Source organism: Streptomyces sp. NPDC052042 (assembly GCF_044548345.1).
In the GTDB taxonomy this organism is placed as follows: domain Bacteria; phylum Actinomycetota; class Actinomycetes; order Streptomycetales; family Streptomycetaceae; genus Streptomyces.
In genome coordinates this window covers 21,182-47,327 of record NZ_JBIUBU010000004.1, presented here as the reverse complement: position 1 = coordinate 47,327, position 26,146 = coordinate 21,182, and the positions used below count along the sequence as shown (strand labels likewise).

Here is a 26,146-nt window from a genome sequence, read left to right as displayed (position 1 = left end):
CGGGGAGGGGCGTGATGCTCAAGGGGCGACGCGGTGGAGCCGGATCAGGCTGCTGGCGTAGTCGCCGGAGGGAAGCCGCGGGTCGATGCCCTGGTGCACCAGGACGCCGCCGCTGTACACCCGGTTGAGGTCCGGGTCCAGGTAGTGCGCCCCGGCGTCGAGTGCGGGCAGCCGCACGGGGGCGGGGCGGTGGCCGAACCGGGTCGCGGGGCGCCAGACGAGGAGCACGTGCTCGCTGTCGTCGGGCGCCGCGTAGTGCACGGCGGTCACCGGGCCGGCCGGGGTGAGGCGGTGCTGGTGCCCCCGCTGCACGAGCGGGCGGATCCGCTTGTACTGGGCGACGAGCTCGGCGGCCTCGTCGAGTTCCTCGTCGGACCAGGACGTCAGGTCTCCGCCGACTCCCAGCGCCCCGGCCATCGCGACGTGGAAGCGGAAGCGCAGCGGTGTGCGCCGGCCGGTGGCGGGGTTGGGGCTGTCGGTGACCCACGCGGCCATGGCCTGGGCGGGGAAGAGCTGACCGAAGCCCTGGTGGATGCCGATCCGGTCGACCGGGTCGGTGTTGTCCGAGGTCCACGCCTGGTCGGTGCGGGCGAGGACGCCGAGGTCGATGCGACCGCCGCCACCCGCGCACGCCTCGATGCGCAGCCCGGGGTGGGCGGCGCGGAGCCGGTCCATGACCCGGTGGACCGCCCGGGTGTGGTCGATCCACAGCCGGTCGGGGTCGGGGTGCCCGTCCCAGCCGGCCTCGGTGAAGGGCCGGTTGGCGTCCCACTTGAGCCAGTCGACGTCATGGTCGCGCACGAGCCGGTCGAGGGTCTCCAGGGCCCAGGACTCGACCTCGGGCCGGGCGAAGTTCAGCACCAGCTGGTTGCGGAGCTCGGTCGCGTCGAGGCGGGGGGAATGGATGACCCAGTCCGGATGGGCGCGGTACAACTCGCTGTCGCGGTTGACCATTTCCGGCTCCACCCACAGCCCGAAGGCCATGCCGAGGCGGTGCACCTCGTCCGCGAGCGGACGCACTCCGCGGGGGAAGGCTTCGGGGCGGGGAGTCCAGTCGCCGAGCCCTGACCGCTCGTCGCGGCGGGTGCCGAACCAGCCGTCGTCCAGGACGAAGAGCTCCGCGCCGAGCCGGGCGGCCAGGTGCGCGAGGCGGATCTGACCGGCCTCGTCGACGTCGAACCCGGTGGCCTCCCACGAGTTGTAGAGGACCGGCCGGTCCCGTTCGGGCTCCGGCAGCACGTGCCCGCGTACGTAGTCGTGCCAGGCGCGGCTGGCCGCGCCGAAGCCGTGCGGGGTGTAGAGGCCGGCGTACACCGGTGTGCGAAGGCTCTCGCCCGCCCGCAGGGTCCAACTGAGGCCCTCATGGCCGAAGCCGCCGGTCCAGATCGTGCGGCCGACCGGATCGCGGTGGATCGTGACGCGCCAACTTCCGCTCCAGGCGAGCGTGGTGCTCCACACCTCGCCCCGCTCCTCCGCCGCGGTGCCGTCGTCGAGGGCCAGCCAGGGGCTCGCATGGTGGCCGGTGAACCCCCGACGGCTCGTCAGCACGGTCTCTGCAACGGGAAGTCGGTCGCGGCGAAGTTGAAACTCGCTGTTCCAGCCGCCGACCAGATGGCTCAGCCGGTAGTCGGCCAGTGGGGGAGCGGTCCAGGAGGCCGAGTCCAGCCGGTCGACGGTGACCGGAGCCGGCGGGCCGTCCGTGGCCCCGGTGTGGGTCAGTTCCGTCCAGCGCTCGACGACGTCGGTGCCGGGCCGCACGCGGTAGCACAGTTCGGCCCGCAGCGGACGGTGCCGGTCGTCGAGGCGCAGTCGCAGCTCCCCACCGTCGACGGTGTGACCGGCGAAACGCCACTGGGCGCCTCGGGTGCCGTCGGGGAAGCGGACCTGAAGGCCGGCCGGCCCGAACCGCGCCCCGGTCTGTGGTGCGAGTTCGTCGGCGGCGGCTTCGGCCTCGAAGCTGCTTGCGGCCGGGGAGATGGGCTCCGGCATCGCGGCGAGGGCGGCGGTGTCGAGCGGAGTGCCCCAATGGAGGTGCCGGGGGCTGCCGTCGAGGGCGACGCGGAGCGCGTACTGGCTGTTCGGTGTGCGCAGCACCGCGAGGCCGAGAGTGGTATCGAAGGTGACGAGCGGGAGCGTGGCGAGCACGGAGTGGGTCCCCTGACGTGCGGAGAGGAACAGGGTTGTGTCCAGGGCGGCGTGACGCGGGCACGACCGACGCCGCGTTTTGGCCCGGGATGGACACGAGGCGGACCTGAGCGTAGGGCGGTCACAACTCCTAAATCAATACTGGAAGAAGTTATTTATTTGCTCTACGTTGCACCCGTGCTTCGACAACACTCCCAGCCTCTGGTCAGTGCACCCGCCGAGACTGCGGTCCTCGCCCTGCTTCTCGCGGAGGGACCGCTCAGCAGAGTGGAACTGGCACGGCGGACGGGGCTCTCCTCGACAGCCGTCACCAAGGCAGCCAGACCCCTCATCGATGACGGCTACCTGTACGAACTCCCGCCGGAGCGAACCGCGCCCGGCGCAGGCCGACCGGTCAACCCGCTCGCGGTCGCTTCCGACCGGGAGTACTTCGTCGGGTTGAAGATCAGCGTCGACCAGATCTTCGGCGCCGTCTGCGATCTGCGCGCCGGCATCCGGGCCACGGCCGTCCGGCCGCTCGATGTGTGCGCCCCCGAGGTCGTCGCAGCCCTCGTCGCCGAGCTGGTCGACGAACTGCTCGACGCCGAGCCCGCATTCCGGGACCGTACGCGCCACCTCGGCGTCGCCGTGAACGGCGACGTGGACCGCGACAGCGGGCGGCTCCGTCACTCCGGCCTCCTCGGCTGGCGCGACGTCCCGCTCGGCGAACTGCTCAGCGCCTCCACCGGCCTGGCGGTCACCGTCGAGAACGACGTCAGGGCCCTGACCGTCGCCGAGCACTGGTTCGGCGAAGGCATCGGCACGGGCTACTTCGCGCTGGTCACCATCGGCGCGGGCATCGGCTCCGCCCTCGTCGTCAACGGGCACCTGCTCAGAGGCGCCCATGGGGTCGCGGGCGAGGTCGGACACATCTGCGTCGACCCCGCCGGACCGCTCTGCCGTTGCGGCGCTCGCGGCTGTGTCGAGGCGATCGCCTCGACCGACGCGATCCTCGCGGCGGTCCGCCGCGCCGCCACGAACCCGCATCTCACCTTCGACGAGGCGGTCGACATGGCCCGCGAGGGCCACCTCGCGGCCCGCCAGGCCTTCGCTCGGGCCGGACAGGCCATCGGGGTGGGCATCGCCGCGCTGGTCAATCTCGTCGGCCCGGAGCGTGTCGTCGTCAGCGGTGAAGGAGCCGACGCCTACGACCTGTTCAGCCGCCACATTCAGGACGCATACGCCGCACACGCCTTCGGAGCGGCGTCCCGATGCCCGCTGTTGCTGCGCCCGCTGCCCTGGGAGGAGTGGGCCCGCGGCGGCGCCGCCGTGGCCATCCAGGCCCTCTTCCCACAGCCCCCGGCCACATCCACGATCGGCGCCGGATGACCGGAGCAGCAACCGTCGTCCTCACCGCCGCCGCGTACGACTCCCCGGCCGCCGCCCTCCTCTGCCGGCAAGCACTGACGAAGGCTCCGGCCAGGGAGCACATCCGCCCCGCACACATCCCCACAGAAGGAAATGCACATGAGCGCACGCAGAGTCGAGCTTAGCCGACGCGGATTCCTCACGGGATCGCTGCTCGTCACCGCCGGAACGGTCCTGACGACCGCCTGCAGCACCGACCCCACCGGCGGCTCCTCCTCCGGAGCGAAGACCACTCTCAACGTCTGGTACCACGCCTACGGCGAGACCGGCGCCCAGCAGGCGGCGCTCCGCTACGCCACCGCCTTCACCAAGGCCAACCCGGACATAGCCGTCAAGGTGACCTGGGTTCCCGGCGACTACGCGAGCAAGCTCTACTCGACCCTGCTGACCGACGCGGCCCCCGACGTCTTCGAGATCGGCGACTTCAGCGAGGCCCTCGCCCGCCGTGGCCAGATCGCCCCGCTCGACGACGTGTACGGCAGCGCCAAGAGCGATTTCAACACCAACGCCATCGAGTCGGTCACCGTCGACGGCAAGCTCTACGGCGTCAAGGAGATCGACGACGTCATGATGCTCTACTACCGCAAGAGTGTCCTGTCGAAGGCCGGGATCACCCCGCCCACGACCTTCGACGGTCTCGTCGACGCGGCGAAGGCCCTGACCACCAAGAAGAACAAGGGCCTGTTCGTCGGCAACGACGGCATCGGCGATTCCGCGATCCTCAACGTCTGGTCCAACGGCAGCGACCTCGTGACCCCGGACGGCAAGGTGGCCTTCGGCTCGGACCGGGCACTCGAAGCACTGAAGGGTCTGAAGCGCCTGCACGACGACAGGTCGCTGCTGCTGGGATTCACCACCGACTGGTGGGACCCGGCCGCCTTCATCCAGGGCGTCGTGCCGATGCAGTGGTGCGGCCTGTGGGCGATGCCCGCCATCTCGCCCGCGCTCGGCGACGACTTCGGCGTGCTGCCGTGGCCGGCGTACGAGGCCGGCGGCGCTCCCGTCGTACGGGTCGGCGGCTGGACCAGCTGCGTCAACGCCAAAGGCAAGAACGTGGCCGCGGCCAAGAAGTTCGTCCAGTGGCTGTGGGTCCAGCAGTCCGACCTGCAGAAGGACTTCGCCGAGAGTTACGGCTTCCACGTCCCGCCGCGCACGTCCGTGGCGGCAACCGCGAAGAAGCTCTCCGCGGGCGCCGCCAAGGAGACCGTGGAACTGGCGGAGAAGTACGGGAAGCACAACCCGGGAACCTGGGAGACCGCCGTGAGCAGCGCGTTCAACGCGACCGCGGCGAAGGTGGCCGGCGGGCAGGGCGATCCGGCCGCTCTCCTGGCCGAAACGGTGAAGAAGGCCCAGCGCGAGATCGACAAGCAGCTCGGCCGATGAAGCCGATGAACCCGGCGACCGACATCACGCCGAAGCCCGAGCGGGCCGGGCGCCCCGCGGCCACCCCGCGGGGCGCTGCTCCCACCGGCCGGGCCCGCGCGGGCCGGACCCGCGTCGGCCGGTCCGGCTGGGTCGCGTTCCTCCTGCTGACCGCGCCGACACTGATCGGGCTCGGCGTCTTCAAGTATGTCGCGATCGGCTGGAGCTTCCTGCTCAGCCTCAGCGACGCGCGCGGCACCATCGCCCTCGGCCACTGGGTCGGACTAGAGAACTACCAGACCCTCCTGTCCGATCAGGCGTTCCGCGACTCGCTGCTCACGATTCTGCTGTTCACCGCCTTCATCGTGCCGGTCACCTTCGCCGCCTCCCTCGGGCTCGCCCTGCTGGTGAACCGGGTCCGGCGCGGCCGGGCCCTGCTGCGCACCACCTTCCTCATTCCCGCGGCCGTCTCGTACGTCGCCGCTTCACTGTTGTGGAAGATGTGCCTGTTCAACGGACTGCCGTCGGGCATCGCCAACATGATCGGCGGATGGTTCGGAGCAGATCCGGTGCCCTGGCTGCAATCCACCTCGCCACCGCTCTACTGGATCGTCCTCGTCACGCTGCGTCTGTGGCTCCAGGTCGGCTTCTACATGGTGCTCTTCCTCGCCGGACTCCAGGCCATCCCCAAGGAGGTCTACGAAGCCGCCGCGCTCGACGGCGCCACCGGCCGGCGGCTCCTGACCAGGATCACCCTGCCGATGCTGCGCAACACCGCCGTCGCCGTGCTGATGCTGCTGTTCATCGCCGCCTTCCAGGCCTTCGACGAGTTCTACAACCTGTTCAACAGCGGGCTGTCGGGAACCGGCACCGCCCCCGTACAGACACCACTGGTCCACCTCTACAACACCGCCATGGGCAGCCAGAACTACGGCCTCGGCTCGGCCGGAGCCTTCGTGCTCACCGCCCTCATCGTCGGAGTGACCCTGATCCAGGGACGGTTCACCGGATTCGGCAGGAGCGGAGAATGAGAAACGCATGATCACTCTGCCCGGACTGTCCCGAACCGTGCGCCTGCTGGCACGGGGTCTGCTCATCGGACTACTGACCGCGGTCTTCATGGCGCCGTTCTACCTGATGCTCCGCAACGCGCTGATGGACTCCCAGGGTCTGACGGCGCCGGAGTGGACGTGGTGGCCCTCGACCATGCACTTCGAGAACTTCACCGCACTGTTCGACGACCCCGCCGTAGCGATGGGCCGGTCCCTCGGCAACTCGCTGTTGATCGCCGCCGTCACCGCGCCGGTATCCACGCTCCTTGCCTCCGCCGCCGGCTATGCCCTCGCCAGAATTCCGGTTCCGGGACGCGGTGTGCTGCTCGCCCTGGTGGTGGCCACACTGATGATCCCCGGCTCGGTCACCTTCGTGCCGACGTTCGTCGTCGTCGGCTCCATGGGGGGCGTCAACACCTTGTGGGGCATCATCGTGCCCGGCCTTTTCAATCCGTTCGCGGTCCTGCTGTTCCGCAACTTCTACCTCCAGTTGCCGCGGGAGCTCGAAGAGGCGGGACGGCTCGACGGCCTCGGCTGGCTCGGTCTGTACCGCCGGATCGCCCTGCCGACTTCCGGGGCGATGCTGGCCTCGCTCGGGGCGCTGTCCTTCATCGAGAGCTGGAACTCCTTCCTGTGGCCGCTGGTCATCGGCCAGGACCCGTCCGCCTGGACCGCGCAGATCGCGCTGTCCACCTTCCTCACCTCGCAGACCATCAACCTGCCCGGTCTCTTCGCCGGCGCCGTCGTCACCATCACGCCGCTGGTCGTCATGTTCCTCGTCGCACAGCGCTACATCGTCGAGGGGATAGCCACCAGCGGTCTCAAGGGCTGATCCACCGCACCACACCGTTCCGCACCGCACACAAGGCAGGCACACGTCCCCCACCCGCAAGGAGCTTCCCCGTGACACCTCGCATCACCCTGCTCCGACGCGCGACCGCGGCCCTCGCCACGTCGTCCGCGCTCCTCCTCTGCACCCTCACCCCCACCGCCGCCGCGGCGGACACAGGGACCGCACCGCCGCCCCAGGCCCTCACCGGCGCACAGCTCGCCGCCTCATGGACCGCCCCGCTGTCCACCCGGGACCGATACGTCGTCGACGCCGACGGCGACCGGTTCAAGCTCAAGTCCGGCAACTGGGCCGGCGCCCAGGGAACCTGGCAGGGCAGTGGCGACGTCGGCGACGTCGCCAACCACCAGGCGAGGCAGATGTCGCACAACATCCCGCTCGGCCTCGACCGGAAGCCTATGGCCCAGATCCTGGCCGACTTCCACGCCCTGGGCCTGAACAGCATCCGGCTCCCGTTCGCCAACGCAGTCATCCACGACACGAGTACCGTCCCGGACTCGGCCGTCGCCGCCAACCCGCAGCTCAAGGGCAAGACCCCGTTGCAGGTGCTCGACGCCGTCGTCGGAGCCCTGACCGCGGACGGTTTCGCCGTCATCCTCAACAACCACACCACCAGCTACCGCTTCTGCTGCGGCCTGGACGGCAACGAGCGCTGGAACAGTGGCCAGACGACCCAGCAGTGGATCGACGACTGGGTGTTCCTGGCGAAGCGCTACGAGGCCGACAAGCGGGTCGTCGGAGCCGATCTGCGCAACGAGGTCCGCCGCGACACCTGGAACGACGCCAACTGGGGCTGGGGCGACGACCACGACCTCAACAAGGCCCTGGAAGAAGCCGGCAACAAGATCCTGCGGGCCAACCCGGACATGCTCGTCATCATGGAGGGCATCAACTGGCAGGGCATACCGACCGACCTGACCCCTCACGGCCGCCCGACACTCACCCCGGTCGCCACCCTGTCCAACACCCTGATCCGTTCCGACAAACTCGTCTACGCGGCCCACTTCTACGGCTACACCGGCCCGAACCACACCGGTGCCACCGGAACGGGCGAGACGCACGACCCGCGCTACGAGGAATTCACCCCCACCCAGCTCGCCCAGGTCGTCGACGACCAGGCCCTGTTCGTCACCCGGTCCGGCCAGCACTTCACGGCACCCGTGTGGATCAGCGAGTTCGGCGCCGGTGGTCGCGGTGGCATCAACGCCAAGGAACGTGCCTGGTTCGCCAACTTCACCGACATCCTGGTGAAGAACGACACCGACTTCGCCATCTGGCCTCTGGTCGGCTGGACCGACACGAACGGCACACCGCAGGACTCCTGGGCCATGGTCAACTACAGTGCGGACGGCACACGGCTCGGTGTCATGGACGCCGGTGACTGGCGCGCCACCGACTGGAACAAGCTCGTGAACGCTCCCGGCAGGACAGGCCGGATCGCCCCCGCCCCCCGCTGGAACATGCTCAACCTGGACTACGCCGACTACAACGTCTCCGCCGCCATGCTGGCGAAGCCGGACTGGTCTCCGGGCAACCGCAAGGGCAACTGCCCCGACAGCCAGCGGCTGGCCGGCCTCGGCCGCAGCGACAGCCGAGGACTGTGCACCGACGCCGGTCAGCCGACGAAGGGGAACGGGGCCTGGACCGCCGTCACCGACGAGCGGTACGTCACCGGCGGCGACTGGGCGAGCGGCTACAACAAGCTCCAGTGCCCCGACAACACCTTCGCGGTCGGTTACAGCGTGAACAAGAACGCCATGACGGCCCTCCTGTGCGCCCCCGCAGCCGGCTCCCTGCCCACCACCGGCCGCGCGGTCTGGTTCGACCGCGGTGACAACCGGCCCGCCACCGGAGGCTCGACCGGCAGCGACTGGGCTCCGGGCCACTACAAGGGCCAGTGCGCCGACGACGAGTACCTCGCAGGCGTCGCCTACACGTGGAAGTGGAACCACGGAGGCGTTCCCGACGCCCTGCTGTGCCGCCCGCTCGGCTGAACCAACCGGATCCGTACCCCTGAGGAGCACCACAGCCATGCCCCGACTGGAGATCGCCGACGACGGATTCCGTCTCGACGCCCGACCGTTCCGCATCATCTCCGGAGGCCTGCACTACTTCCGCGTCCATCCGGAGCAGTGGGCCGACCGACTCCGCAAGGCACGGCTGCTGGGCCTCAACACGGTCGAGACCTACGTGCCGTGGAACCTGCACGCCCCGCGCCGCGGGGAGTTCCACCTCGACGGAGGTCTCGACCTGCCCCGGTTCCTCGACACCGCGGCCGCCGAAGGACTGCACGTCCTGCTCAGACCCGGCCCGTACATCTGCGCGGAATGGGAAGGCGGCGGCCTGCCCTCCTGGCTGCTCGCCGAGGACGATCTCACCCTACGCAGCCGCGATCCCCGCTTCCTGCGGGCGGTCGACGAGTACCTCGGCGCCCTGCTGCCCCCGCTCCACCCCTACCTGGGAAGCAACGGCGGGCCGATCCTCGCCGTCCAGGTCGAGAACGAGTACGGCGCCCACGGCGACGACACCGCCTACCTGGCCGAACTCGCCGCCATGCTGCGCCGCCACGGCGTGGACGTCCCGCTGTTCACCTGCGACCAGCCCTCCGATCTCGTACGAGGCAGCCTCGACGGCGTCCTGTCCACCGCCAACTTCGGCAGCCGCGTCACCGCCGGGCTCGCCGCCCTGCGCGAGCACCGGCCGCACGGCCCACTGATGTGCACGGAGTTCTGGATCGGCTGGTTCGACCGCTGGGGCGGCATCCACACCCGCCGCGACACGGCCGACGCCGCCGCGGACCTCGACCGTCTGCTCGCCGCGGGCGCCTCCGTCAACATCTACATGTTCCACGGAGGCACCAACTTCGGCTTCACCAACGGAGCCAACGACAAGGGCACCTACCGTCCCACCGTCACCTCCTACGACTACAACGCCCTCCTCGACGAAGCCGGCGACCCGACGCCCAAGTACGAGGCCTTCCGCGCGGTCATCGCCCGCCACGCACCCGTTCCTGCGGAGCCCCTGCCTCCCGCCGCACCCAAGGCCGCCTTCGGGCCGGTGGAACTCACCCGCGCGGCCGGCCTGCTGGAGCAGGCCGACACCCTCGGCACCCCGGTGACGGCCGACCGCCCTCTGACCATGGAGGATCTCGGCCACCCCTTCGGCTTCGTCCTCTATGAGACCGACCTGCCCACGCCCGGGCCTGCCGTCCTGCATGTCGAGCGGGTCCACGACCGCGCCCAGATCTTCGTCGACGGCCAACCGGTCGGCGTCCTGGAACGCGAGAACCACGAACACACCCTCGCCTTCACCGTGCCCCGTCCCGGAGCCCGGCTCGCCGTACTCGTGGAGAACCAGGGCCGCGTCAACTACGGACCGGGGCTCTACGACCGCAAGGGCCTCATCGGCCGCACGACGGTCAACGGGCACCCGCCCGCCGCCTGGCGGAGCCGCTCCCTGCCTCTCGACCGCCCCGACACCTTCGTCCACCGAACCACCGATCCCGCACGGCAGCCGGTGGGGCCGACGTTCCACCGCGGCACCTTCACCGTGGACGAGCCCGCCGACACCTTCCTCCACCTGGACGGCTGGATCAAGGGCGTGGCCTGGATCAACGGCTTTCCCCTGGGCCGCTACTGGTCCCGAGGACCCCAGGGCAGCCTGTACGTTCCCGCGCCCGTCCTCAGACCCGGACCCAACGAGATCACCGTCCTCGAACTCCATGCCGCCGCCACCCGCCACGTCCACCTGCGCGACACGCCCGACCTCGGGCCCACCGAGGAGTGACCGCCCCGTCTCACGGAGCACGCCATGCACAGCAACCGACGTTTGACCGAGCAGCGCCTCGACCGCGTGCTGGGCCAGCGCATCCGCCCGGAGTTCGGCGTCGAGACCGAGGAGATGTGGCTGCCCGACACCTTCGGCTACAACGCGGCGATGCCCCAGCTGATGAAGCTGGCGGGCGTGCGCTGGTTCCTCACCCAGAAGATCTCCTGGAACACCACCAACAAGTTTCCCCACCACACGTTCTGGTGGGAGGGCATCGACGGCACCCGCATCTTCACGCACTTCCCGCCGGCGGACACGTACAACGGCGAGCTGTCCGGAGCGGAACTCGCCCACGCGGTAGGCAACTTCCAGGACAAGGGCCCGGCCAACCACTCCCTCCTTCCCTTCGGATACGGCGACGGCGGCGGCGGACCCACCCGGGAGATGCTCGCCCGCGCCGAGCGACTGGCCGACCTGGAGGGTTCCCCCCGGGTCGTCATCGAGCGGCCCGCCGACTTCTTCGCCCGCGCCCACGCGGAGTACCCCGACGCCCCGGTATGGCTGGGGGAGCTCTACCTGGAGTTCCACCGCGGCACGCTGACCAGCCAGCTGCGGACCAAACAGGGCAACCGGCGCAGCGAGCACCTGTTTCTTCGGCCATGTCCGGCGCCCCACCCACACCAACACCAGCTGGGACGCAGCGAAGTTCGAGATCTGCGCCCACCGGTGCCTCCACGTCGGCGAACGAGACTGGGGCGCGGCCCTGGTCAACGACTCCACCTACGGCCACGACGTCACCCGGGACGTACGCGAGGACGGCGGCACGACCACGACCGTGCGGCTCTCCCTGCTGCGGGCCCCCCGCTTCCCCGACCCGGACGCCGACCAGGGAGGACACCGGCTGCGCTACGGTTTCGTCCTCGGCGCCGACATCGCCGACGCCGTACGAGAGGCGTACGCCTTCAACCTCCCGGAGCGCTCCGTCCCCGGAGCGTCGAGCGTGGCCCCGCTCGTCACCACGGACGACGAGGCCGTCGTCATCGAGGCCGTCAAGCTCGCCGACGACCGCTCCGGCGACCTCGTCGTCAGGCTCTACGAAGCCCACGGCGGACGCGCCCGGGCCAGGCTGAGCACAGCCGTCCCGTGGGACACCGTGACCGAGACGGACCTCCTGGAACGCCCTCTGTACGGAGCGGCACCCACCCGGCCAAGCACACCGCGGAGCACATCACTCCACCTCACGCTGCGCCCGTTCGAAATCCGTACCCTCCGGATCGGGCTCCGGTCCCGTCCTTGACCCTGGGCCCGGCCTCCGGCCGGGTCCCCCCGACCACATCTCCAGGGAGCCTCCGTGCACACCGAACTCCGGGCGGTCCTCTTCGACATGGACGGCACACTCGTCGACACCGAGCGGCTCTGGCAGCAGGCGGTCGAGGAGGAGGCCCTCGGGCTGGGACTCGTCCTCGCGGACGCGGACCTCCCGTTCGTCCTCGGCCGCGCGATCGAGGACAGCGCCGCCCACCTGGCCTCCCGCGCGGCCGGCCGGGCCGGGGCGGCCCGGCTCGCCGCGTCCCTCGAACGACGCTTCACGCAGCTCGTACGCGGGCAGGTCGTCCCCCTGCCGGGGGCCGTGGAACTGCTCTCGGCGGTCCACGCCGCAGGAGTGGCCACGGCGCTGGTCTCGGCCTCGCCCCGGTCTGTCGTGGACATCGTCATCGACGTCCTCGGGCGGCACCGGTTCACCACTTCCTTCGCCGCGGGGGAGACCCCGCGCACCAAGCCGTTCCCCGATCCCTACTGGGCGGCCCTGGCAGCCCTGGACGTCGCCCCCACCGCGTGCGTCGCCGTGGAGGACACCCCGACCGGCGTCGCCTCCGCGGAGGCGGCCGACTGCAACGTCCTGGCTGTGCCCTCGCTCACCCCCATCCCCGCTGCGCCGCGCCGGACCGTCGCGCACAGCCTGCGGGACGTGGACCTCGGGCTGCTCCGACGACTCGTCGCCGAGCCGTGAGCAGAGCAGTGCGATGCTTCGACGCGGTCGCCTGTCGAGTAGGTACGGAGCGCGTTGTTGGCGTTGCCACCGGCCCGTTTCTCCGTGCCGCTCGCCGAACCCGGCGTACCGTCTCCGAGTACCGGGCTCTCCACGGACTGAATCGCTCCGGGTCCGGTTCGGTTGCTTGCTTTCGGCATTCCTCCGATGGTGGGCACGTCACGCTCGCATCCGTGGTTGCCGAGGAACGACTACCTGGGGTATGAAACTGCCCGGCCTGCCGTTGGTCCTGGTGGTAGAGGGCGGCGAGTTCCGCGCCGCGGCGTCGCCGCCCTTCGTGCACGTGAAGGCGCCGATCCCCGGTATCAGCTCCAGCAGCGCCTCGTTGTGCTGTGGACGCCGACGGGTCGGTCAGCGGGGTGTCGGCGGATCAGGAAGCACCGCGATTTTCTCGCTGTTGTCGGCGGCCAGGCGTACCAGGCGCTCGTACTCCTTCGGGGTGAGTGCGCGGTCGAAGGTGTGGATCTTGCCGTGGTACTGACCCCGGCTCGCCCCGGACCCGACGGACGGCCCGGTCCCAGTGCACGACAGGTCCTCCGACTCGCCCGGCTTGATCAGGAGGGCACCCGAGCACTCCGGGTCCAGCTCCACCGGCGTCCCGTCCCGGTCGATGGCCCACGAGTAGGTCACCGAGACGGCCTTGGAGGCGTCGGGGTCCGAGGTGGACCCGAGGTACGTAACGGTCACCCGCGCGGTGAAGACGCAGGCGGTGGGGGCGCATTCACCCTTGTAGTCGCGCAGGATCTGGGTGGTCACGCTGATCCTGGGGTCCACCGAGTCGCGGATCAGAGGGAGCTTCGACCGGAAGTCGGTGGAGAACCGCTCCACCTCCTGCCTGGACATCGCCTTGATGTCGAGCACGGCCGTCCCCCCGGAGAAGCTGATCCTGTCGACGAACCGGGCGCCGTCCACCCGCTCGTCGCTCAGGCAGATGGTGGTGTTGTCGGCGTGGATCGGGGTGCAGGTGTGGTCGCCCACGGTGACGGGCTTGCCGACGGTGATCTTCTCGTCGGGGACGTCATCCGCCAGCACGGTCTTCGCCAGCGCCGGAGGTGCCAGGGCCGTGGCGAGGTCTTGGGAGAAGAACATCCCTGGCTGCACCATCGAGGGGTGCTCTGCGAGCACCTTCGACTTCTCGGCCATGCCGAGTGACCGCCACGCCTCGGTCTTCCCACGCAGGAACGACTTGCTGTCGATGCCCACGTAGTCCAGTGCCGGACTGTCGGGCATCCTGAACGTGCCGAGCGCGTCGGCGGGATTGCTGACGATCAGGTCCACTCGGGCGTCCTCGCCTCCCTGGGCGCTTGTGATGCCCATGGTGCCTGTGTAGTGCAGTGCCGGGGCGTCACGCAGAAGGGCGGCGGCGCGTGCCAGGTCGGCGCGTGGCGATGAGTTGCGGTCGTCGCCCGACCCGTTGGCCCCGTTGTCGCTGCCCGGCCCGTTGAAGATCCACAGGAGCAGGCCGGCGACGAGGAGGAGAAGGAGAAGTAGGGCGAGCAGCAAGGCCCGCCGCCGTGAGCGACGGCGCGCGTCCGGGCCCGGGCCCGGACTCGGGGTCGGACCTGATGCCGGCTCCGGCATCAGGGACGAGGAGTCGTCGGTCATCGTCCCTCACTGGCCTTCCCCTTGAGCGGAGTGAGACAGGTCACCGGGATGATCGTGGGCCAGGTGTACGACTTCTCCGCGACGACCTTGCCGTCGATGGTGATACGGCAAGTGGTCGTGCCGGTCCCCTCGATGTCCTCGCGGCTCGGGATGGCCCCGGTCTCGCAGGAGTCGCCCCCGGTCGCCCGACCGAGACAGCCGGTCCCGTTCGCCATCAGGCTGACCCACACGTCCTTGCCGTCCACCGTGAGCGTGGTCTTCCACGGCGATTCGGCCGACAGTTCTCCGCCCTTCTCCCCGAGCACCTTCATGCCGTCGGGGCCGTTGGTGTGCCCGAAGTAGTTGATCGCGACCGGTCGGCCGTAGTCGGAAGTGACCTCCAGGACGACGGTGTGGCGCTCGCCCGGTTCCATGCTCGGGGCGGTGGCGCCTCTGCCCTTCTGGCCGCCTTCGCCGTCTTCGTCGCCTCCGCCGCACGCGGTCAGCGCGAGCGCGCCGCTCAGCAGCAGGACCGCGATGCGTCGCCTCGCTGTGTTGGGGGTGATCGTCATGTGTCCGCCCTCCGGTGGGGTCGGGTCGGTTGGGTCGATTGGGTCAGTGCCCGGGTATTCACGATGACTTCGGCCGGATCGCCCCCTTTTCGGCGAGCCAGTAGAACATCGCGTCCACCGAGTCGATGGCGTTCCGGCGGGCGGTGCCCGCCGCCTTGGCTGTCGTGGTGCTCGGCCGTGTGGCGAGGGCCCGGCATGTGCCGACCATCGTCCGGTGCCGGGTCAGCACACGTGCCCACATCCGTTGCCCCGCCGCGCTGGGCACGCTGAAGTACGTGTTCGCCCGCCGCGTCGCCCGGTCCATCTCCCTGCAGGTGCTCTTCATCCGGTCCATCGCCTGGAGGAATTCGGCGTCGGTGGCGGACTCTCCTCCGGCCGTGAAGGCGGCGCTGTACGTGCGTTCCGCGGCCCGCAGTGCCTGGATCCGTTCCAGCCCTCCGGCCGCCGCCCACGCCTGGTGCTGGAGCCGGGACACCGCCGCCGAGGGCGCGGGCGTCGACTGGTCCAGCATCAGCGCCGCCGGCCGGGAGGACCGTCCGTGCGACTCGGATACGTCCATACTGAGCGCTGTGGCGCCGACCCCGGCCACGACGGCTCCGATCGCCGCCATGCGGACAGCGCGCCGCCATACCGGACGGAGCGGACGCTCCTCGACGGGCGCGGGCCGCGCCGCCGATCGCGGCCAGGCCCGGCGCCCGGTGGCTACCCACCGCCGGAGCAGCCCGGCGCCCCGGCCCACGAAGGCGGCCAGGCCCGCCACCGGCGTGCCCAGGGCCACCGCGTAGGGAAGATGGACGTCCTGCGACAGCGACCACGACACCGTGTCCGGCCCGGCACTCGCGTCCGCCCGCATCAGGGCGTACGTAGCTCCCACGCCCAGCAACGCGGTGATCCCCGCCGCCACCAGCCCGGCCGTCAGCCATCCTGAGTCCGTCAGTGCGGCGACGACGGCGGCCGTCAGGGCCATCGCGGCGCAGATCACCAGGACGGGCCCCATCATGTGCGCGAGTCGGAGCGGTCCCGTCGTTCCCACGGCACCCGGGTCCGCCATACGCAGCCGGGCCAGCGCCACGGCCAGCCCGGCTAGGCAGAGGACTCCGCCTGCCAGCCCAGCGGCCAGCAACCGCCCCGGCCCGTACGGAGCTGACGCCGGCGCCGTCGCCCCTGGCAGCGTACGAGCAAGCCACTTCGGGCGTTCCGCCCCCGACCCGCCGCCCGAGCGGGAGGCGACGACCAGAGCGAGCAACGGCAGCACCCACAGCAGCACCTCCGCCCACCACAGACTTCCGACACGTGAGAGCGTTCCTGGCAGGAGGCCCACCACCGCGATGACGTGCCACAGCAGCCCGATGTCCGAGGGCGGGGGCGGCAGTCCGGGTAGGTCGTACGAGGCCAGCACCCCGGCCGTCGTGAACGGCCAGCCGCCCGTCAGGACCTCGCCCAGGAACCACCACCAGTACAGGACGGAGGCATACGCGAGAGCGGGCGCGGCCAGGCCCGCGAGCATGACCGGACCCAGCGAACGCCCTCGCCAGGCCCGCAGCCACCACTCGGCGTTCTGCGCCGTCCACGTCATCACCAGGACCAGCGTGGCCACGAGGATCAGCAGTGCCTCTGGGTGCGCGGGCAGCCACTGGTTCATCGCGGCGCGCGGCCCGGTCAGTTCCCCCACCACGACGCCGAGCCCGAGCCAAAGTCCGACGGACCATCCCGAAGGGACCGGCCGCCCGGCCAGGAGCGCGTACAACACGGCACGCCACAGTGCGACGCCACCGATGCCCACGACCAGGACCGCGACGAGAACCGCCTTGAGCCACAGGAGTTCGTACGGCAGCGCGCCCAGGTGCCAGACGAGGATGTCCGCCGCCAGCCCGGCAAGGAGAAGAGGCAGCGCCTTCAGCGTGAACAGCGCCTGCGGGTCGGTCAGGGAGGCCCGGCGCAGCTCCTGCGACGGGTGCGTGTGCCACAGCCCGGCGAACCGGACGGGCAGTTCCCGCCACCCTCTCTCAGAGCGCTGCCGAGCAGCGCCGCCTTCCCACGGCTCCGCGCTCGCGCCCCAGCGAGCGGCCATGAGGTCGGCGTAGATCTCGCGGTGGCGCACGATCTCCAGGCGGGAGAGATAGACCGCCAGTACGAGCAGACCGCCGAGCACCTGGGAGTGCGTGTTGAACGGGGCGAACATGCCCCGGACGTCCGCCGTCCCACGGAAGAAGAGGATGTCCATGCCCACGGCCACCCACGGCAGCAGCACCACCACGAGGAACACCCGCCACAGTGCGACGGTGGCGTAGGTGATGCCGATGTCCTTGTTGCGCAGATGGGCCAGCTCGTGCAGCACCACGGCACGGAACCGTGCCTGCTCGGTGTCGGCGGTGACCACCAGACCGCCGTCCAGGCGGATCACGGGCCGGCGCTGGCGGCCGAACGCGATGGCGCCTGTCGTCCGCGACGCCGGATCGACGACGAAGCGGGGAGTACGGTCGAGTCCGGCGACGGTCACCAACTCGTCCAGCAGCGGCCGAAGTCCGCCGTGTACGTCCATCACGTCCAGCGGTACGACCTTGGTGCGCCGCGTCCGCCACACCGGTAGCAGCCAGTAGACGGCGAAGGCCGCGATGAGCGCCACGGTCCCGACACCCAGCGCAACCCCGGTGAAGTCCTGCGCGAACCGCGCCGTGCACTCCTCCAACGCGGCCGGCTGACGCCTGGACTGGACGAAGCTCGTGTTCATCGACACGCTGGGATCGATCCCTGCCGCCAGTGGACAAGCCGCCGCCATGTCGGCCTTCTCCGAAGACGCGAGGAGGTGCCAGACGGTCCGGGGGATCATGCTCGAGCCGGCCGTCGCCAACAAAGCCAGGAGCAGGACGAAGCGCAGGGTTGTACCGGCCACGAGGGCCCGCTCGTCAAGCGGGGCGGAGGCCGCGGGCTGCTCCGCCGCTCCGGGAGCGGCATCCGTGGGTAAGACGGCCATCAGGGCTCGTCCGGCCTGTCCGGCCGTTCCGGTGCATCCGGGCCGGGCAGTTCGGGTGCCCTGTCGGCCTCCGTCTCGACCAGCACCAGTCTGGTCACCACCGCGTCGGCGATCACCGCCGCGCGCTCCGACTCCAGCCCGCGCTGCGCAGCCATCGTCAGTACCGACTCCCGTACGAGCACGAGCTGTTCACGCGTCAGCGGCGGAATCGCCACTGGCTCGGACACTGGCCTGCGTAACAGCCTGCGCAGGGCGATACCCGTCCTGCTGATCCCGTTGTTCACCCAGGTCCCCACGATCTGCTGCGCGGCCTGGTCCACCGCCAGCCACACCACCGGAGTCACCAGCGCGGCAACCTCCCCGAGCCCGAATCCCAGGGTCTCTTGCCGCCGGTCCCTCTCACCCAGCCGTCGTACGGCCCTGACATCGTCGAACCCGGCAAGACCCGCCATCAGCGGCAGTTCCTCCGGAGCCACCTCGGTCACCACATCCCGGACCAAGTCGCGTACACGCACCGCTTTGACGTCCATGACACCTCCGGGGCCGGAACCCGAACCGTGGACCTGCTGAGGCCGTCCCATGGGGAGGGGAGGGCAGGTTTCGGCGACGTGAAGAAGAGATTAGCGCTTCCGGCGCCGCGTTTGGGCTCGAAGTTTCGTCTTCTCGGCGAAGCGGGCCACCGACCGTCGACGAAGCCTGCCCACTCCCGAGGGCGGCGGGCTTGCCGCAGGTTCCAGAGATGGATGCCGGAGAGGTGGGAGAGCCGTTTCAGTTCGGGGTTGGCGCGGCGGTGGAGGGAGGCCAGGACGCGCGGTTGAACTTCAGAAGTTGCGCTGAACCTCTTGCCGGGTCGCCCCAGTCTCCCTAATGTGAACCTTCAAATTCGCGTAAGTGCATGCAGCAAGCTCTCTTGGGGCATATTTTTGAACGATCAAATTCATCGGGTGCCCGAAGCCGCCACCCCCGTGGCCTCAGGTCCGACTCTCGCCCGCAGTCCGAGGGTGGGCTACCTCGACTACGCCAGGGTCGGCCCGCTCTCCCGCCCGGCCGCCGCCGCGCTCGCCGCCACGACCGCACTCGCCGCCCGCGTCGACCCCGCCGACCTCGACCGGCTGTTCGCCCTCGGCGACGCCGCCCGGACCTCAGCAGCCCGGCTGCTCGACGCCCGCCCGCACGAAATAGCCCTCGCCCCGTCCACCAGCAACGGCCTGTTCACCGTGGCCGCCGCACTCCATGGCCCCGGTACCATCCTGGTGCCCCGCGGCGAGTTCCCCGCCAACCTCTACCCCTGGCTCCGCTTCGCCGACCGTGGCGGCCCCGCGGTCCGCCTCGTCGACCCGGCTGGGCAGCGGCACATCACCCCCGACCTCCTGCGCCGCCACCTCACTACCGACGTCATCGCCCTCACTGTCAGCGCCGTCGACTCGCTCACCGGCCACCTGGCGCCGCTGGCCGCCCTCAAGGAGGTCCTCGGGCCCGAGCGGCTGCTGATCGTCGACGCCATCCAGGGCCTGGGCGCCGTCGCACTCGAAGCGGATGCCGCCGACATCCTCGTCAGCGGTGGCCAGAAGTGGCTACGTGCCGGCTGGGGAGCCGCACTGCTACTGATCCGCGACCGGTGCGCCGACCGCCTGGCACCCGGTCTCGGCGGATGGGCTGGCGTCGCGGAGCCCTTCGCGCCCCGGCATCCGGCTCCGCCGCTGCCGGGGGCCGCCGCCCACCTCGCCACCAACCCGGACTTCCCGGCCGCTGCGGCCATCGGCGCAGCCATCGACGACCTGTTCGACCAGGGCGGCCCGGCCGCCGTAGGCGCCCGTATCCGCGCCACCCTTGCCGATCTGCTCGACCGCGCACGGCGGGTCGGCGCCGACATCCTGCTGGACGGACTCGGTCCCCAGGAGCGCGCTGGCATCGGCACCTTCCGCCTGCCCGGCCACGACCCCGCCACCGTCCACCACACCCTCGAAGCGGCCGGCCTGATCACCACCCGCCGCGACGAGTGGATCCGGCTGTCTCCCCATGCCTCCACCCCGGGCGCCGCGGCGGACCTACTTGCCGAGGCGCTGTACACCCTCACTCACCGCACAACCCACTATCCCCAGGAGCCGACATGTCCCCTCAACTGAGCCGCCGCCAACTGCTCCAGCTCGCCACCGCCTCCGCCGCCGGGCTCGGCCTGTCCGCCTGCGGCGGCAGCGGATCGGGCGGCAACGCCGGTGCCGACGGCGACAGCGGCCGGATCACCGTCTGGAGCTGGACCACCGCGGCCGAAGCCCTGCGCGGCATCGTCCCCTCCTTCGAGCGGGACAACCCCGGCATCAAGGTCGACATCCAGGACGTCGGCAACCCGGCCATCTGGGACAAGATCACCGTCGGCCTCGCCTCCAGCGGCAAAGGACTCGCCGACGTCCTGCACATCGGTGTCGACTACCTCCCCGGCTACCTGGAGAAGTTCCCCGACGGCCTCGCCGATCTGTCCAAGCTCGGCGCCAACCGGTACAAGGACGCCTTCGCCAAGGGACTGTGGCCGACCGTCATAGGCAAGGACAAGGCCGCCCACGCCCTCCCGTGGGAGGTCAACCCGCTCGGGCTGTTCTACCGGCAGGACTACTTCGAGAAGGCTGGTGTCGACCCCGCCGCCATCAGCAGCTGGGACGACCTGATTGCCGCCGGACCGAAGATCCTCGCTGCCACCGGCGCCCAACTGCTCGGGCTCGACAAGCCCGGCACCACCCCGGACATGGACTTCTTCCAGAACCTGATGCAGCTCCAAGGCGCCTTCTACTTCGACCGCGCAGGCGAGATCACGCTCGCCTCCCAGCAAGCCATCCAGGCCCTGACCGTCATCAAGCGGCTCAACGACGGCGGCCTGCTCGCCGACACCGCGGGCCAGGGCACCAGGAAACGCCTGCTCGGCCAAGGGAAGCTCGCCACCTCCCCGGACCCCGCCTGGGCCGTCGAGTACCTGGCCACCAAGTTCCCCGACCAGAAGGGGAAATGGCGCGTCATGCAGCCTCCCGCCGCCGTTCCCGGGGGCGGGCGCAGCGCCGTCGTCAACTCCACCTACCTGGCCGTCGCCGCCTCCAGCAAGCGCCGCCGGGCCGCCTGGCGATTCATCGAGTACGCGCTCACCAAGCCCGCCGAGATCAACCGGATGTTCAACTCCGGCGGCGTCTTCCCCGCTCTCAACGCGGCATACACCGACCCGACGTTCAGCGCGCCCCACCCGTTCTACGGCGGCCAGAAGGTGCTCAAGACCTTCGTCGACACGCTCTCCTCCGGCTCCGAAGCCACCAACTTCACCGGCGACTACACCCGTGCTCTCAAGCTCGCCAGCGACGCCCAGAGCCAGGTGCTGGTCAAGGGCGCCGACCCGACCCGCGCCCTCAAGGACGCCGCCGAACGGCTCGCCCAGCAGACCGGCCGGCAGCAGGCGGCCTGACCACCATGTCCCTCGCCCCGTCCGAACGCGCTCCCGCCACCGTCACCCCGGCCGGCGGCGGCACCCCCGCACGCACCGGCCGCGCCCGCCTGCGTCGACGTCGGCTGCTGACCCGCGCCTCCGTCCCGTACCTGCTGATCATGCCCGCCGTCCTGGGGTTCGCGATCTTCAAGGCGTATCCCATAGCTTCCTCCCTCTGGATCAGCCTCACCACCGGCAGCGGGGACGACAGGACGTTCGCCGGACTCGCCAACTACCGGCGCCTGCTGGAAGATCCGCTGTTCTGGACCGCGTTGGAGAACACCGCGCTGATCCTGGTCGTCCAGGTGCCGCTGATGCTCGGCCTGGCCCTGCTCGTCGCCCTCGCCCTCAACTCCACCAAGGTCTGGCTGCGCCCGCTCTGGCGACTCGGCGTCTTCGTCCCTTCGCTGACCGGCCTGGTCGCCGCGGGTGTGATGTTCTCCGTGATCCTCAACCGCGACGCCGGGCTGCTGAACTGGGTCCTCTCCCTGTTCGGCGTCGACCGGGTGAACTGGCTCGGCAGCCCCTTCTGGGCCCGTGTGGGCGTCGTCCTCGTCATCACCTGGCACTACACCGGCTACAACGCGGTGATGTACCTCGCCGGCCTGCAGGGCATTCCCAAGGAGTTGTACGAGGCCGCGATGGTCGACGGCGCGGGACCGATCCGCCGCTTCTTCTCCATCACCCTTCCCCAGCTGCGGCCCATCCTGCTTCTCACCGTGGTGCTCTCCACCATCGGCACCCTGCAGCTCTTCGACGAGCCGTACGTCCTCACCGGCGGCGGCCCCGACAACGCCACCTTGACGGTCACCATGTACCTCTACAACAACGGCTTCAAGTACTTCGACTTCGGCTACGCCTCTGCCATCGCCTACGCGCTCGCGCTGATCGTGTCCGTGCTCGGCATCATGCAGGTCCGCCTGATGGGAGAGCGCCGGTGAAGCCCCGTGGCCCCCTGCTCACCCTGCTGCTCGCGGGCGCCTTCGCGCTCTGCGTCGGCCCGTTCTACTGGCTCGCCATTGCCGCGACCCAGGAGGACAAGGACGTGTTCTCCTGGCCACCGAAACTGCTGCCCGGCGGCCATCTCATGGAGAACCTCCGCGGGCTGGAGGAGTCCATCGGACTCACACGGGTCCTGCTCAACACCCTGCTGGTGGCAGGCATCCAGACGATCGATGCGGTCGCCGTCTCGGTGCTGGCCGGATACGCCTTCGTCAAGTTCGAGTTCCGCGGGCGCAACCTCTTCTTCGTCCTGCTGCTCAGCACCCTGGTCATCCCGGACACGGTCATGCTGATCCCGATCTTCCAGATGATGATGGAACTGGGCCTGATCGACTCCTACCAGTCCATCATCCTGCCCGGCCTGGTCACCCCGTTCGGCATCTTCCTGATGCGGCAGGCACTGCGCTCCATGCCCGACGAACTCCTCGACGCGGCCCGCGTCGACGGCGCCGGAGAACTACGCGTGCTGTGGCGGATCGTCATCCCGGTCAACCGACCGATCATCGCGGCACTCGCGCTGTTCGTCTTCCTCGGCAGCTGGAACCAGTTCGTCTGGCCGCTGATCGCACTGCGCAGCCCCGAGATGTACACGCTGCCCGTGGCCACCGCCACCCTGCAGGGGCTGTCGACCACCGACTACGCGCAGGTCCTGCTCGCCGCAGGCATCGCCGCCATCCCCGTGATGGCCCTCTTCCTCGTCCTGCAACGCCAGTTCATCTCCGGCCTGCTGGCCGGGGCCACCAAGGAGTGACCACCGTGACCACCGAACCGCGCCCCGCCGACGAACTCCCCGAGAGCCCGCAGAAGCTCACTGAGCCGGGTACCGCCTGGCAGGACGCCACCGCGCAGCAGCCCGTCCCGGCCTGGCGCCCGAACACGCCGGCCGTGGCCACCCCCGACACCGTCGTCCACCGGCAGCTCGCCACCGGCCTGGTCCACTCCGCCGACGCCCCGCTCACCGTCCACCTCACCGGGCTCGGCTGCGACCGGCTGGAGACCACTGTCACCCCGGTCGGCGACAACGTGGTCCTGATCAAGGTCACCGCGTCGGCCGCGGCCACCGTCCGCGCCGAATGGAGGGTCCCCTGCGTCGCGGCCACCGCCTACTGGACCCCGGACACCAACGCCTCCCGCTGGCTGCCGCCGTCCTGGATCGCCCCCCGGACCGTCTCGCTCGCCCTGGGCGCCCCCCTCGCCAGTCTGATCGGCGCCGACGACCGCGCTCTGTGCACCGCAGCCGCCGGTGAGACCTCCGCACCCGTACGCGTGGGCGCCGGCGTGGTGGAGGAGAGCGGCGAGTTCGCCTTTGCCGTCGAACAGGACCTCACTTTGGACGGGCCGCCGCTGCGGCTGCGGATCGACCTCAGCGGCCGCCACTTCGCCGCCACCCTGCAGGCCGTCACCGCCTGGTGGGCCGAGGGCCTTCAGCATCCCGGCACCGCCCCCGCCGCCCGGATGCCCGCCTACTCCACCTGGTACAGCCTCCACCAGAACGTCGACACGGCCGCCGTCGAACGTCAGGCCGCCCTTGCCGCGACCGTCGGTTGCGAGAGCATCATCGTCGACGACGGCTGGCAGACCACCGACCGCGCCCGCGGCTACGGCCACTGCGGCGACTGGGAGCCCAACCCGGCGGCCTTCCCCGACCCCGCGGCCCACGTCGCCGAGGTCCACCGGCTCGGCCTCGCCTACCTCCTGTGGTACGCACTGCCGTTCATCGGCCGGCACAACGATGCCTGGGACCGCTTCAAGAACATGATCCTGCGCGAGGAGCCCCACCTGGAAGCGGCCGTGCTCGACCCCCGCCACCCCGAGGTCCGCGCCTACCTGGTCGAGAAGGCCTCCCGCGCCGTCGAGCAGTGGGACATGGACGGTCTGAAGCTCGACTTCATCGATCGCTTCGCCGTCACGGACCCCCCACCCGCCCCGGCCGGCGCCGACCACACCGACGTCCACGAGGGAGTGCTCCAACTGCTCGCCGATCTCGACGCCCGCCTGCGCCGCACCCGGCCAAACGTAATCGTCGAGCACCGCCAGCCGTACGTCAGCCCCGGGCTGTGGCCGTACGCCACCATGATCCGCGCCACCGACTGCCCGCTCAGCCCCGCAGAGAACCGCCAGCGCACCGTCGACTGCAGGCTCACCGCGGGCCCGCTCGCCGTCCACGCCGACATGATCATGTGGAACTCCGCCGAGATTCCCGAGGCCATCGCCGTCCACCTCGTCAACGCCCTGTTCTCGGTGCCGCAGATCTCCGTCGACCTCACCGCCCAGAGCCCCGACCAGCTCGCCACCCTGCGCTTCTGGCTCGGCATCTTCCGCCAGTACGCCGACGTCCTCCAATTTGGTGTCCTGGAACCCACGCGACCGGACCTCGGCTACCCCCTGGTCCGCGCCCACGACCGCCACACCACCGTGGTCGCACGCTACGCGCCGCTGCCCGTCGCCCTTCCCGACCGGCACGCCGCGGACGGCCCGCAGACCCTGCTCGTCGCCAACGCGGACGGCGACCCTGCGGTGCTCCTGACCGCTACCCGACCGGAACAGGCCCTCGCGCGCGTCCAGGACTGCCGTGGTGAGATCCTGTCCGAGACCGTGCTCGACCTCGTCGCCGGGGTGAACTCGGTGACCGTGCCGACCGGTGGCCTGCTCACCCTGATCCGCGAGCACTGACAACCGCGGGCTGGGGGCAGTCATCCACCGTCCCCAGCCCGCCGACCACAGAGGAACGATGACCGCTCGACAGGTGACCATCGAGGACGTCGCACATGCGGCCGGAGTCTCCCGCCAGACCGTCTCGAACGCCCTCAACGCTCCCCACCGGCTGCGTGCCACCACCCTCGCCCGGGTCACTGCCGCCATCGACGAACTCGGCTACCAGCCCGACCAGTCCGCCCGCAGCCTGCGCACCGGCACCCGCAAGGTCATCGGCTATCCCGCCCCCGCCGACAACCCCGCCGACCCCAACCCCCTGATGGGCGGCTTCCTCCAGGCCCTGGTGACCGCCGCCGACGCGGTCGGCCACCGCATCCTGGTGTTCCGTTCCGACCCCCAGCAGGGCGCCGGAGCGGTGGCCAGGTCCTTCAACGGACTGATCGCGGCCCGCCAGGTCGACGGGTTCGTCCTCTCCGACGTCGTCCACGACGACCCCCGCGTCGACGTGCTCGCCGAGGCCGGATTCCCGTTCGCCGCCTTCGGCCGCACCGCCCCCGGCCGCCCGCAGAACTGGGTGGACATCGACTCCACCGCCGCCACCGCCGCCCTGGTCGGACTCCTCCTCGACCAGGGCCACCGCCGGATCTGCTACCTCAACTCCGCCGCGTCCCTGCCCTGGCTCGCCGACCGCAGGGCCGGCTTCCTGCAGGCCGCGGCCTCCGCCCCCGACGGCGCCTTCGAGGTCGGCGTCCCCGACGACAACCCGGCCGCGCTTTCCCACGCCGTCCAGCGCCTGCTCACCGGTCCCGACCGCCCGACCGCCCTGGTATGCGCGAGCGACTGGCTTGCTCTGACTGCCTACCAGGCCGTCCGCGCCGCAGGTCTCACCGTCGGCGACGACGTCGCCGTCACCGGTTTCAACGACATCCCGCTCTGCACGCTGCTCCAGCCTGCTCTCACCAGTGCGCGCCTGCCCCTGGCCGCCATCGCCCACGCCCTCGTCGACCGGCTGATCACCGCCGTCGAGGATCCCGCCGCCGCCCCGGCGAGCGGGCTGCTGCTCCCTGCGGAGCCGGTCGTGCGCGACAGCACGCCGGGGCCGTAGCGGCGGCCGCGGGACGACGACTTCGAGCGAGATTGCGCGGCCGACAGCGTCGCCCCGATCCGGCGCATGATTGACGAGTCGCCTGCTCTGCGGGAGTACGAGTCGATGAGGCTGCGCCACGCGGAGCCGTTGGCAACGGCCCTCGTCGTCGTTCCCA

18 protein-coding genes and 2 pseudogenes are annotated in these 26,146 nt (G+C 70.5%); 15 read left to right on the top strand and 5 right to left on the bottom strand.

Annotated elements, in window-relative coordinates; genetic code table 11:
- Window positions 1-18: 18 nt before the first annotated feature.
- Window positions 19-2,145 carry an alpha-galactosidase gene (locus ACIHCL_RS09705; RefSeq protein WP_399859087.1) on the bottom strand — a complete coding sequence of 709 codons (2,127 nt, stop codon included), beginning with the start codon at window positions 2,143-2,145 and terminating at the stop codon, window positions 19-21.
- A gap of 177 nt (window positions 2,146-2,322) precedes the next feature.
- On the opposite strand from ACIHCL_RS09705, the gene ACIHCL_RS09700 reads away from it, so the two are divergent.
- The 8 genes and pseudogenes from ACIHCL_RS09700 to ACIHCL_RS09665 all read left to right on the top strand — a co-directional run bounded on the left by ACIHCL_RS09700 (window position 2,323) and on the right by ACIHCL_RS09665 (window position 12,595).
- Entirely contained in the window at window positions 2,323-3,513 is a 1,191-nt protein-coding gene (locus ACIHCL_RS09700; RefSeq protein ID WP_399859085.1) for an ROK family protein, read from the top strand.
- Window positions 3,514-3,651: 138 nt separating this feature from the next.
- Complete coding sequence (locus ACIHCL_RS09695; protein WP_399859083.1) at window positions 3,652-4,935, top strand: ABC transporter substrate-binding protein; 1,284 nt, start codon at window positions 3,652-3,654, stop codon at window positions 4,933-4,935.
- The gene (locus tag ACIHCL_RS09690; protein WP_399859081.1) at window positions 4,932-5,945 is read left to right on the top strand and encodes a carbohydrate ABC transporter permease; all 1,014 of its coding nucleotides are present in this window, start codon (window positions 4,932-4,934) and stop codon (window positions 5,943-5,945) included. The genes ACIHCL_RS09695 and ACIHCL_RS09690 overlap by 4 nt, the downstream gene beginning before the upstream one ends.
- Before the next feature lie 7 nt (window positions 5,946-5,952).
- A complete protein-coding gene (locus tag ACIHCL_RS09685) occupies window positions 5,953-6,798 on the top strand; it encodes a carbohydrate ABC transporter permease (protein WP_399859078.1) in 846 nt (281 codons plus the stop codon).
- Window positions 6,799-6,869: 71 nt separating this feature from the next.
- Entirely contained in the window at window positions 6,870-8,810 is a 1,941-nt protein-coding gene (locus ACIHCL_RS09680) for a glycoside hydrolase family 5 protein (RefSeq protein WP_399859076.1), read from the top strand.
- 37 nt (window positions 8,811-8,847) lie between these two features.
- Window positions 8,848-10,602: a beta-galactosidase gene (locus tag ACIHCL_RS09675; protein ID WP_399859074.1), complete on the top strand. Its 1,755-nt coding sequence runs from the start codon at window positions 8,848-8,850 to the stop codon at window positions 10,600-10,602.
- Window positions 10,603-10,692: 90 nt separating this feature from the next.
- A pseudogene (locus ACIHCL_RS09670) lies at window positions 10,693-11,881 on the top strand (glycoside hydrolase family 38 C-terminal domain-containing protein); the annotation flags it as partial.
- Window positions 11,882-11,935: 54 nt separating this feature from the next.
- The gene (locus ACIHCL_RS09665) at window positions 11,936-12,595 is read left to right on the top strand and encodes an HAD family hydrolase (RefSeq protein ID WP_399859071.1); all 660 of its coding nucleotides are present in this window, start codon (window positions 11,936-11,938) and stop codon (window positions 12,593-12,595) included.
- Window positions 12,596-12,985: 390 nt separating this feature from the next.
- Here the strand turns inward: ACIHCL_RS09665 and ACIHCL_RS09660 are convergent, their stop codons facing one another.
- The 4 genes from ACIHCL_RS09660 to ACIHCL_RS09645 all read right to left on the bottom strand — a co-directional run bounded on the left by ACIHCL_RS09660 (window position 12,986) and on the right by ACIHCL_RS09645 (window position 18,294).
- A complete protein-coding gene (locus ACIHCL_RS09660; RefSeq protein WP_399859069.1) occupies window positions 12,986-14,137 on the bottom strand; it encodes a hypothetical protein in 1,152 nt (383 codons plus the stop codon).
- 98 nt (window positions 14,138-14,235) lie between these two features.
- Window positions 14,236-14,790 carry a hypothetical protein gene (locus ACIHCL_RS09655; RefSeq protein ID WP_399859067.1) on the bottom strand — a complete coding sequence of 185 codons (555 nt, stop codon included), beginning with the start codon at window positions 14,788-14,790 and terminating at the stop codon, window positions 14,236-14,238.
- 58 nt (window positions 14,791-14,848) lie between these two features.
- Window positions 14,849-17,764 (bottom strand): M48 family metalloprotease, encoded by a 2,916-nt coding sequence (locus ACIHCL_RS09650; protein WP_399859064.1) that lies wholly within the window; start codon window positions 17,762-17,764, stop codon window positions 14,849-14,851.
- Window positions 17,764-18,294 (bottom strand): hypothetical protein, encoded by a 531-nt coding sequence (locus ACIHCL_RS09645; RefSeq protein ID WP_399859062.1) that lies wholly within the window; start codon window positions 18,292-18,294, stop codon window positions 17,764-17,766. Before ACIHCL_RS09645 ends, ACIHCL_RS09650 begins: the two co-directional genes overlap by 1 nt.
- A gap of 414 nt (window positions 18,295-18,708) precedes the next feature.
- Here ACIHCL_RS09645 and ACIHCL_RS09640 point away from each other — a divergent pair, with 414 nt between their 5' ends.
- The 7 genes and pseudogenes from ACIHCL_RS09640 to ACIHCL_RS09610 form a co-directional block, all read left to right on the top strand.
- The gene (locus ACIHCL_RS09640) at window positions 18,709-19,890 is read left to right on the top strand and encodes an aminotransferase class V-fold PLP-dependent enzyme (RefSeq protein WP_399859059.1); all 1,182 of its coding nucleotides are present in this window, start codon (window positions 18,709-18,711) and stop codon (window positions 19,888-19,890) included.
- Window positions 19,875-21,206 (top strand): ABC transporter substrate-binding protein, encoded by a 1,332-nt coding sequence (locus ACIHCL_RS09635; RefSeq protein WP_399859057.1) that lies wholly within the window; start codon window positions 19,875-19,877, stop codon window positions 21,204-21,206. Before ACIHCL_RS09640 ends, ACIHCL_RS09635 begins: the two co-directional genes overlap by 16 nt.
- 5 nt (window positions 21,207-21,211) lie before the next feature.
- On the top strand, window positions 21,212-22,168 hold the full coding sequence (locus ACIHCL_RS09630; protein ID WP_399859055.1) for a carbohydrate ABC transporter permease: 957 nt from the start codon (window positions 21,212-21,214) through the stop codon (window positions 22,166-22,168).
- Window positions 22,165-22,980, top strand: a complete 816-nt coding sequence (locus tag ACIHCL_RS09625) for a carbohydrate ABC transporter permease (RefSeq protein WP_399859053.1) — start codon at window positions 22,165-22,167, stop codon at window positions 22,978-22,980. Before ACIHCL_RS09630 ends, ACIHCL_RS09625 begins: the two co-directional genes overlap by 4 nt.
- A gap of 5 nt (window positions 22,981-22,985) precedes the next feature.
- Window positions 22,986-24,902 carry a glycoside hydrolase family 36 protein gene (locus ACIHCL_RS09620; protein ID WP_399859050.1) on the top strand — a complete coding sequence of 639 codons (1,917 nt, stop codon included), beginning with the start codon at window positions 22,986-22,988 and terminating at the stop codon, window positions 24,900-24,902.
- 58 nt (window positions 24,903-24,960) lie between these two features.
- Window positions 24,961-25,989 (top strand): LacI family DNA-binding transcriptional regulator, encoded by a 1,029-nt coding sequence (locus ACIHCL_RS09615; RefSeq protein ID WP_399859047.1) that lies wholly within the window; start codon window positions 24,961-24,963, stop codon window positions 25,987-25,989.
- 27 nt (window positions 25,990-26,016) lie between these two features.
- A pseudogene (locus ACIHCL_RS09610) lies at window positions 26,017-26,145 on the top strand (TetR/AcrR family transcriptional regulator); the annotation flags it as partial.
- Between the last annotated feature and the right edge of the window lies 1 nt (window position 26,146).

Excerpts from the sequence above, each read along its gene's own strand:
- ACIHCL_RS09695 (WP_399859083.1), top strand. The coding sequence starts at position 3,652 with ATGAGCGCACGCAGAGTCGAGCTTAGCCGACGCGGATTCCTCACGGGA.
- ACIHCL_RS09690 (WP_399859081.1), top strand. The coding sequence starts at position 4,932 with ATGAAGCCGATGAACCCGGCGACCGACATCACGCCGAAGCCCGAGCGG.
- ACIHCL_RS09685 (WP_399859078.1), top strand. The coding sequence starts at position 5,953 with ATGATCACTCTGCCCGGACTGTCCCGAACCGTGCGCCTGCTGGCACGG.
- ACIHCL_RS09675 (WP_399859074.1), top strand. The coding sequence starts at position 8,848 with ATGCCCCGACTGGAGATCGCCGACGACGGATTCCGTCTCGACGCCCGA.
- ACIHCL_RS09655 (WP_399859067.1), bottom strand. The coding sequence starts at position 14,790 with ATGACGATCACCCCCAACACAGCGAGGCGACGCATCGCGGTCCTGCTG.
- ACIHCL_RS09650 (WP_399859064.1), bottom strand. The coding sequence starts at position 17,764 with ATGGCCGTCTTACCCACGGATGCCGCTCCCGGAGCGGCGGAGCAGCCC.
- ACIHCL_RS09645 (WP_399859062.1), bottom strand. The coding sequence starts at position 18,294 with ATGGACGTCAAAGCGGTGCGTGTACGCGACTTGGTCCGGGATGTGGTG.
- ACIHCL_RS09635 (WP_399859057.1), top strand. The coding sequence starts at position 19,875 with ATGTCCCCTCAACTGAGCCGCCGCCAACTGCTCCAGCTCGCCACCGCC.
- ACIHCL_RS09630 (WP_399859055.1), top strand. The coding sequence starts at position 21,212 with ATGTCCCTCGCCCCGTCCGAACGCGCTCCCGCCACCGTCACCCCGGCC.
- ACIHCL_RS09615 (WP_399859047.1), top strand. The coding sequence starts at position 24,961 with ATGACCGCTCGACAGGTGACCATCGAGGACGTCGCACATGCGGCCGGA.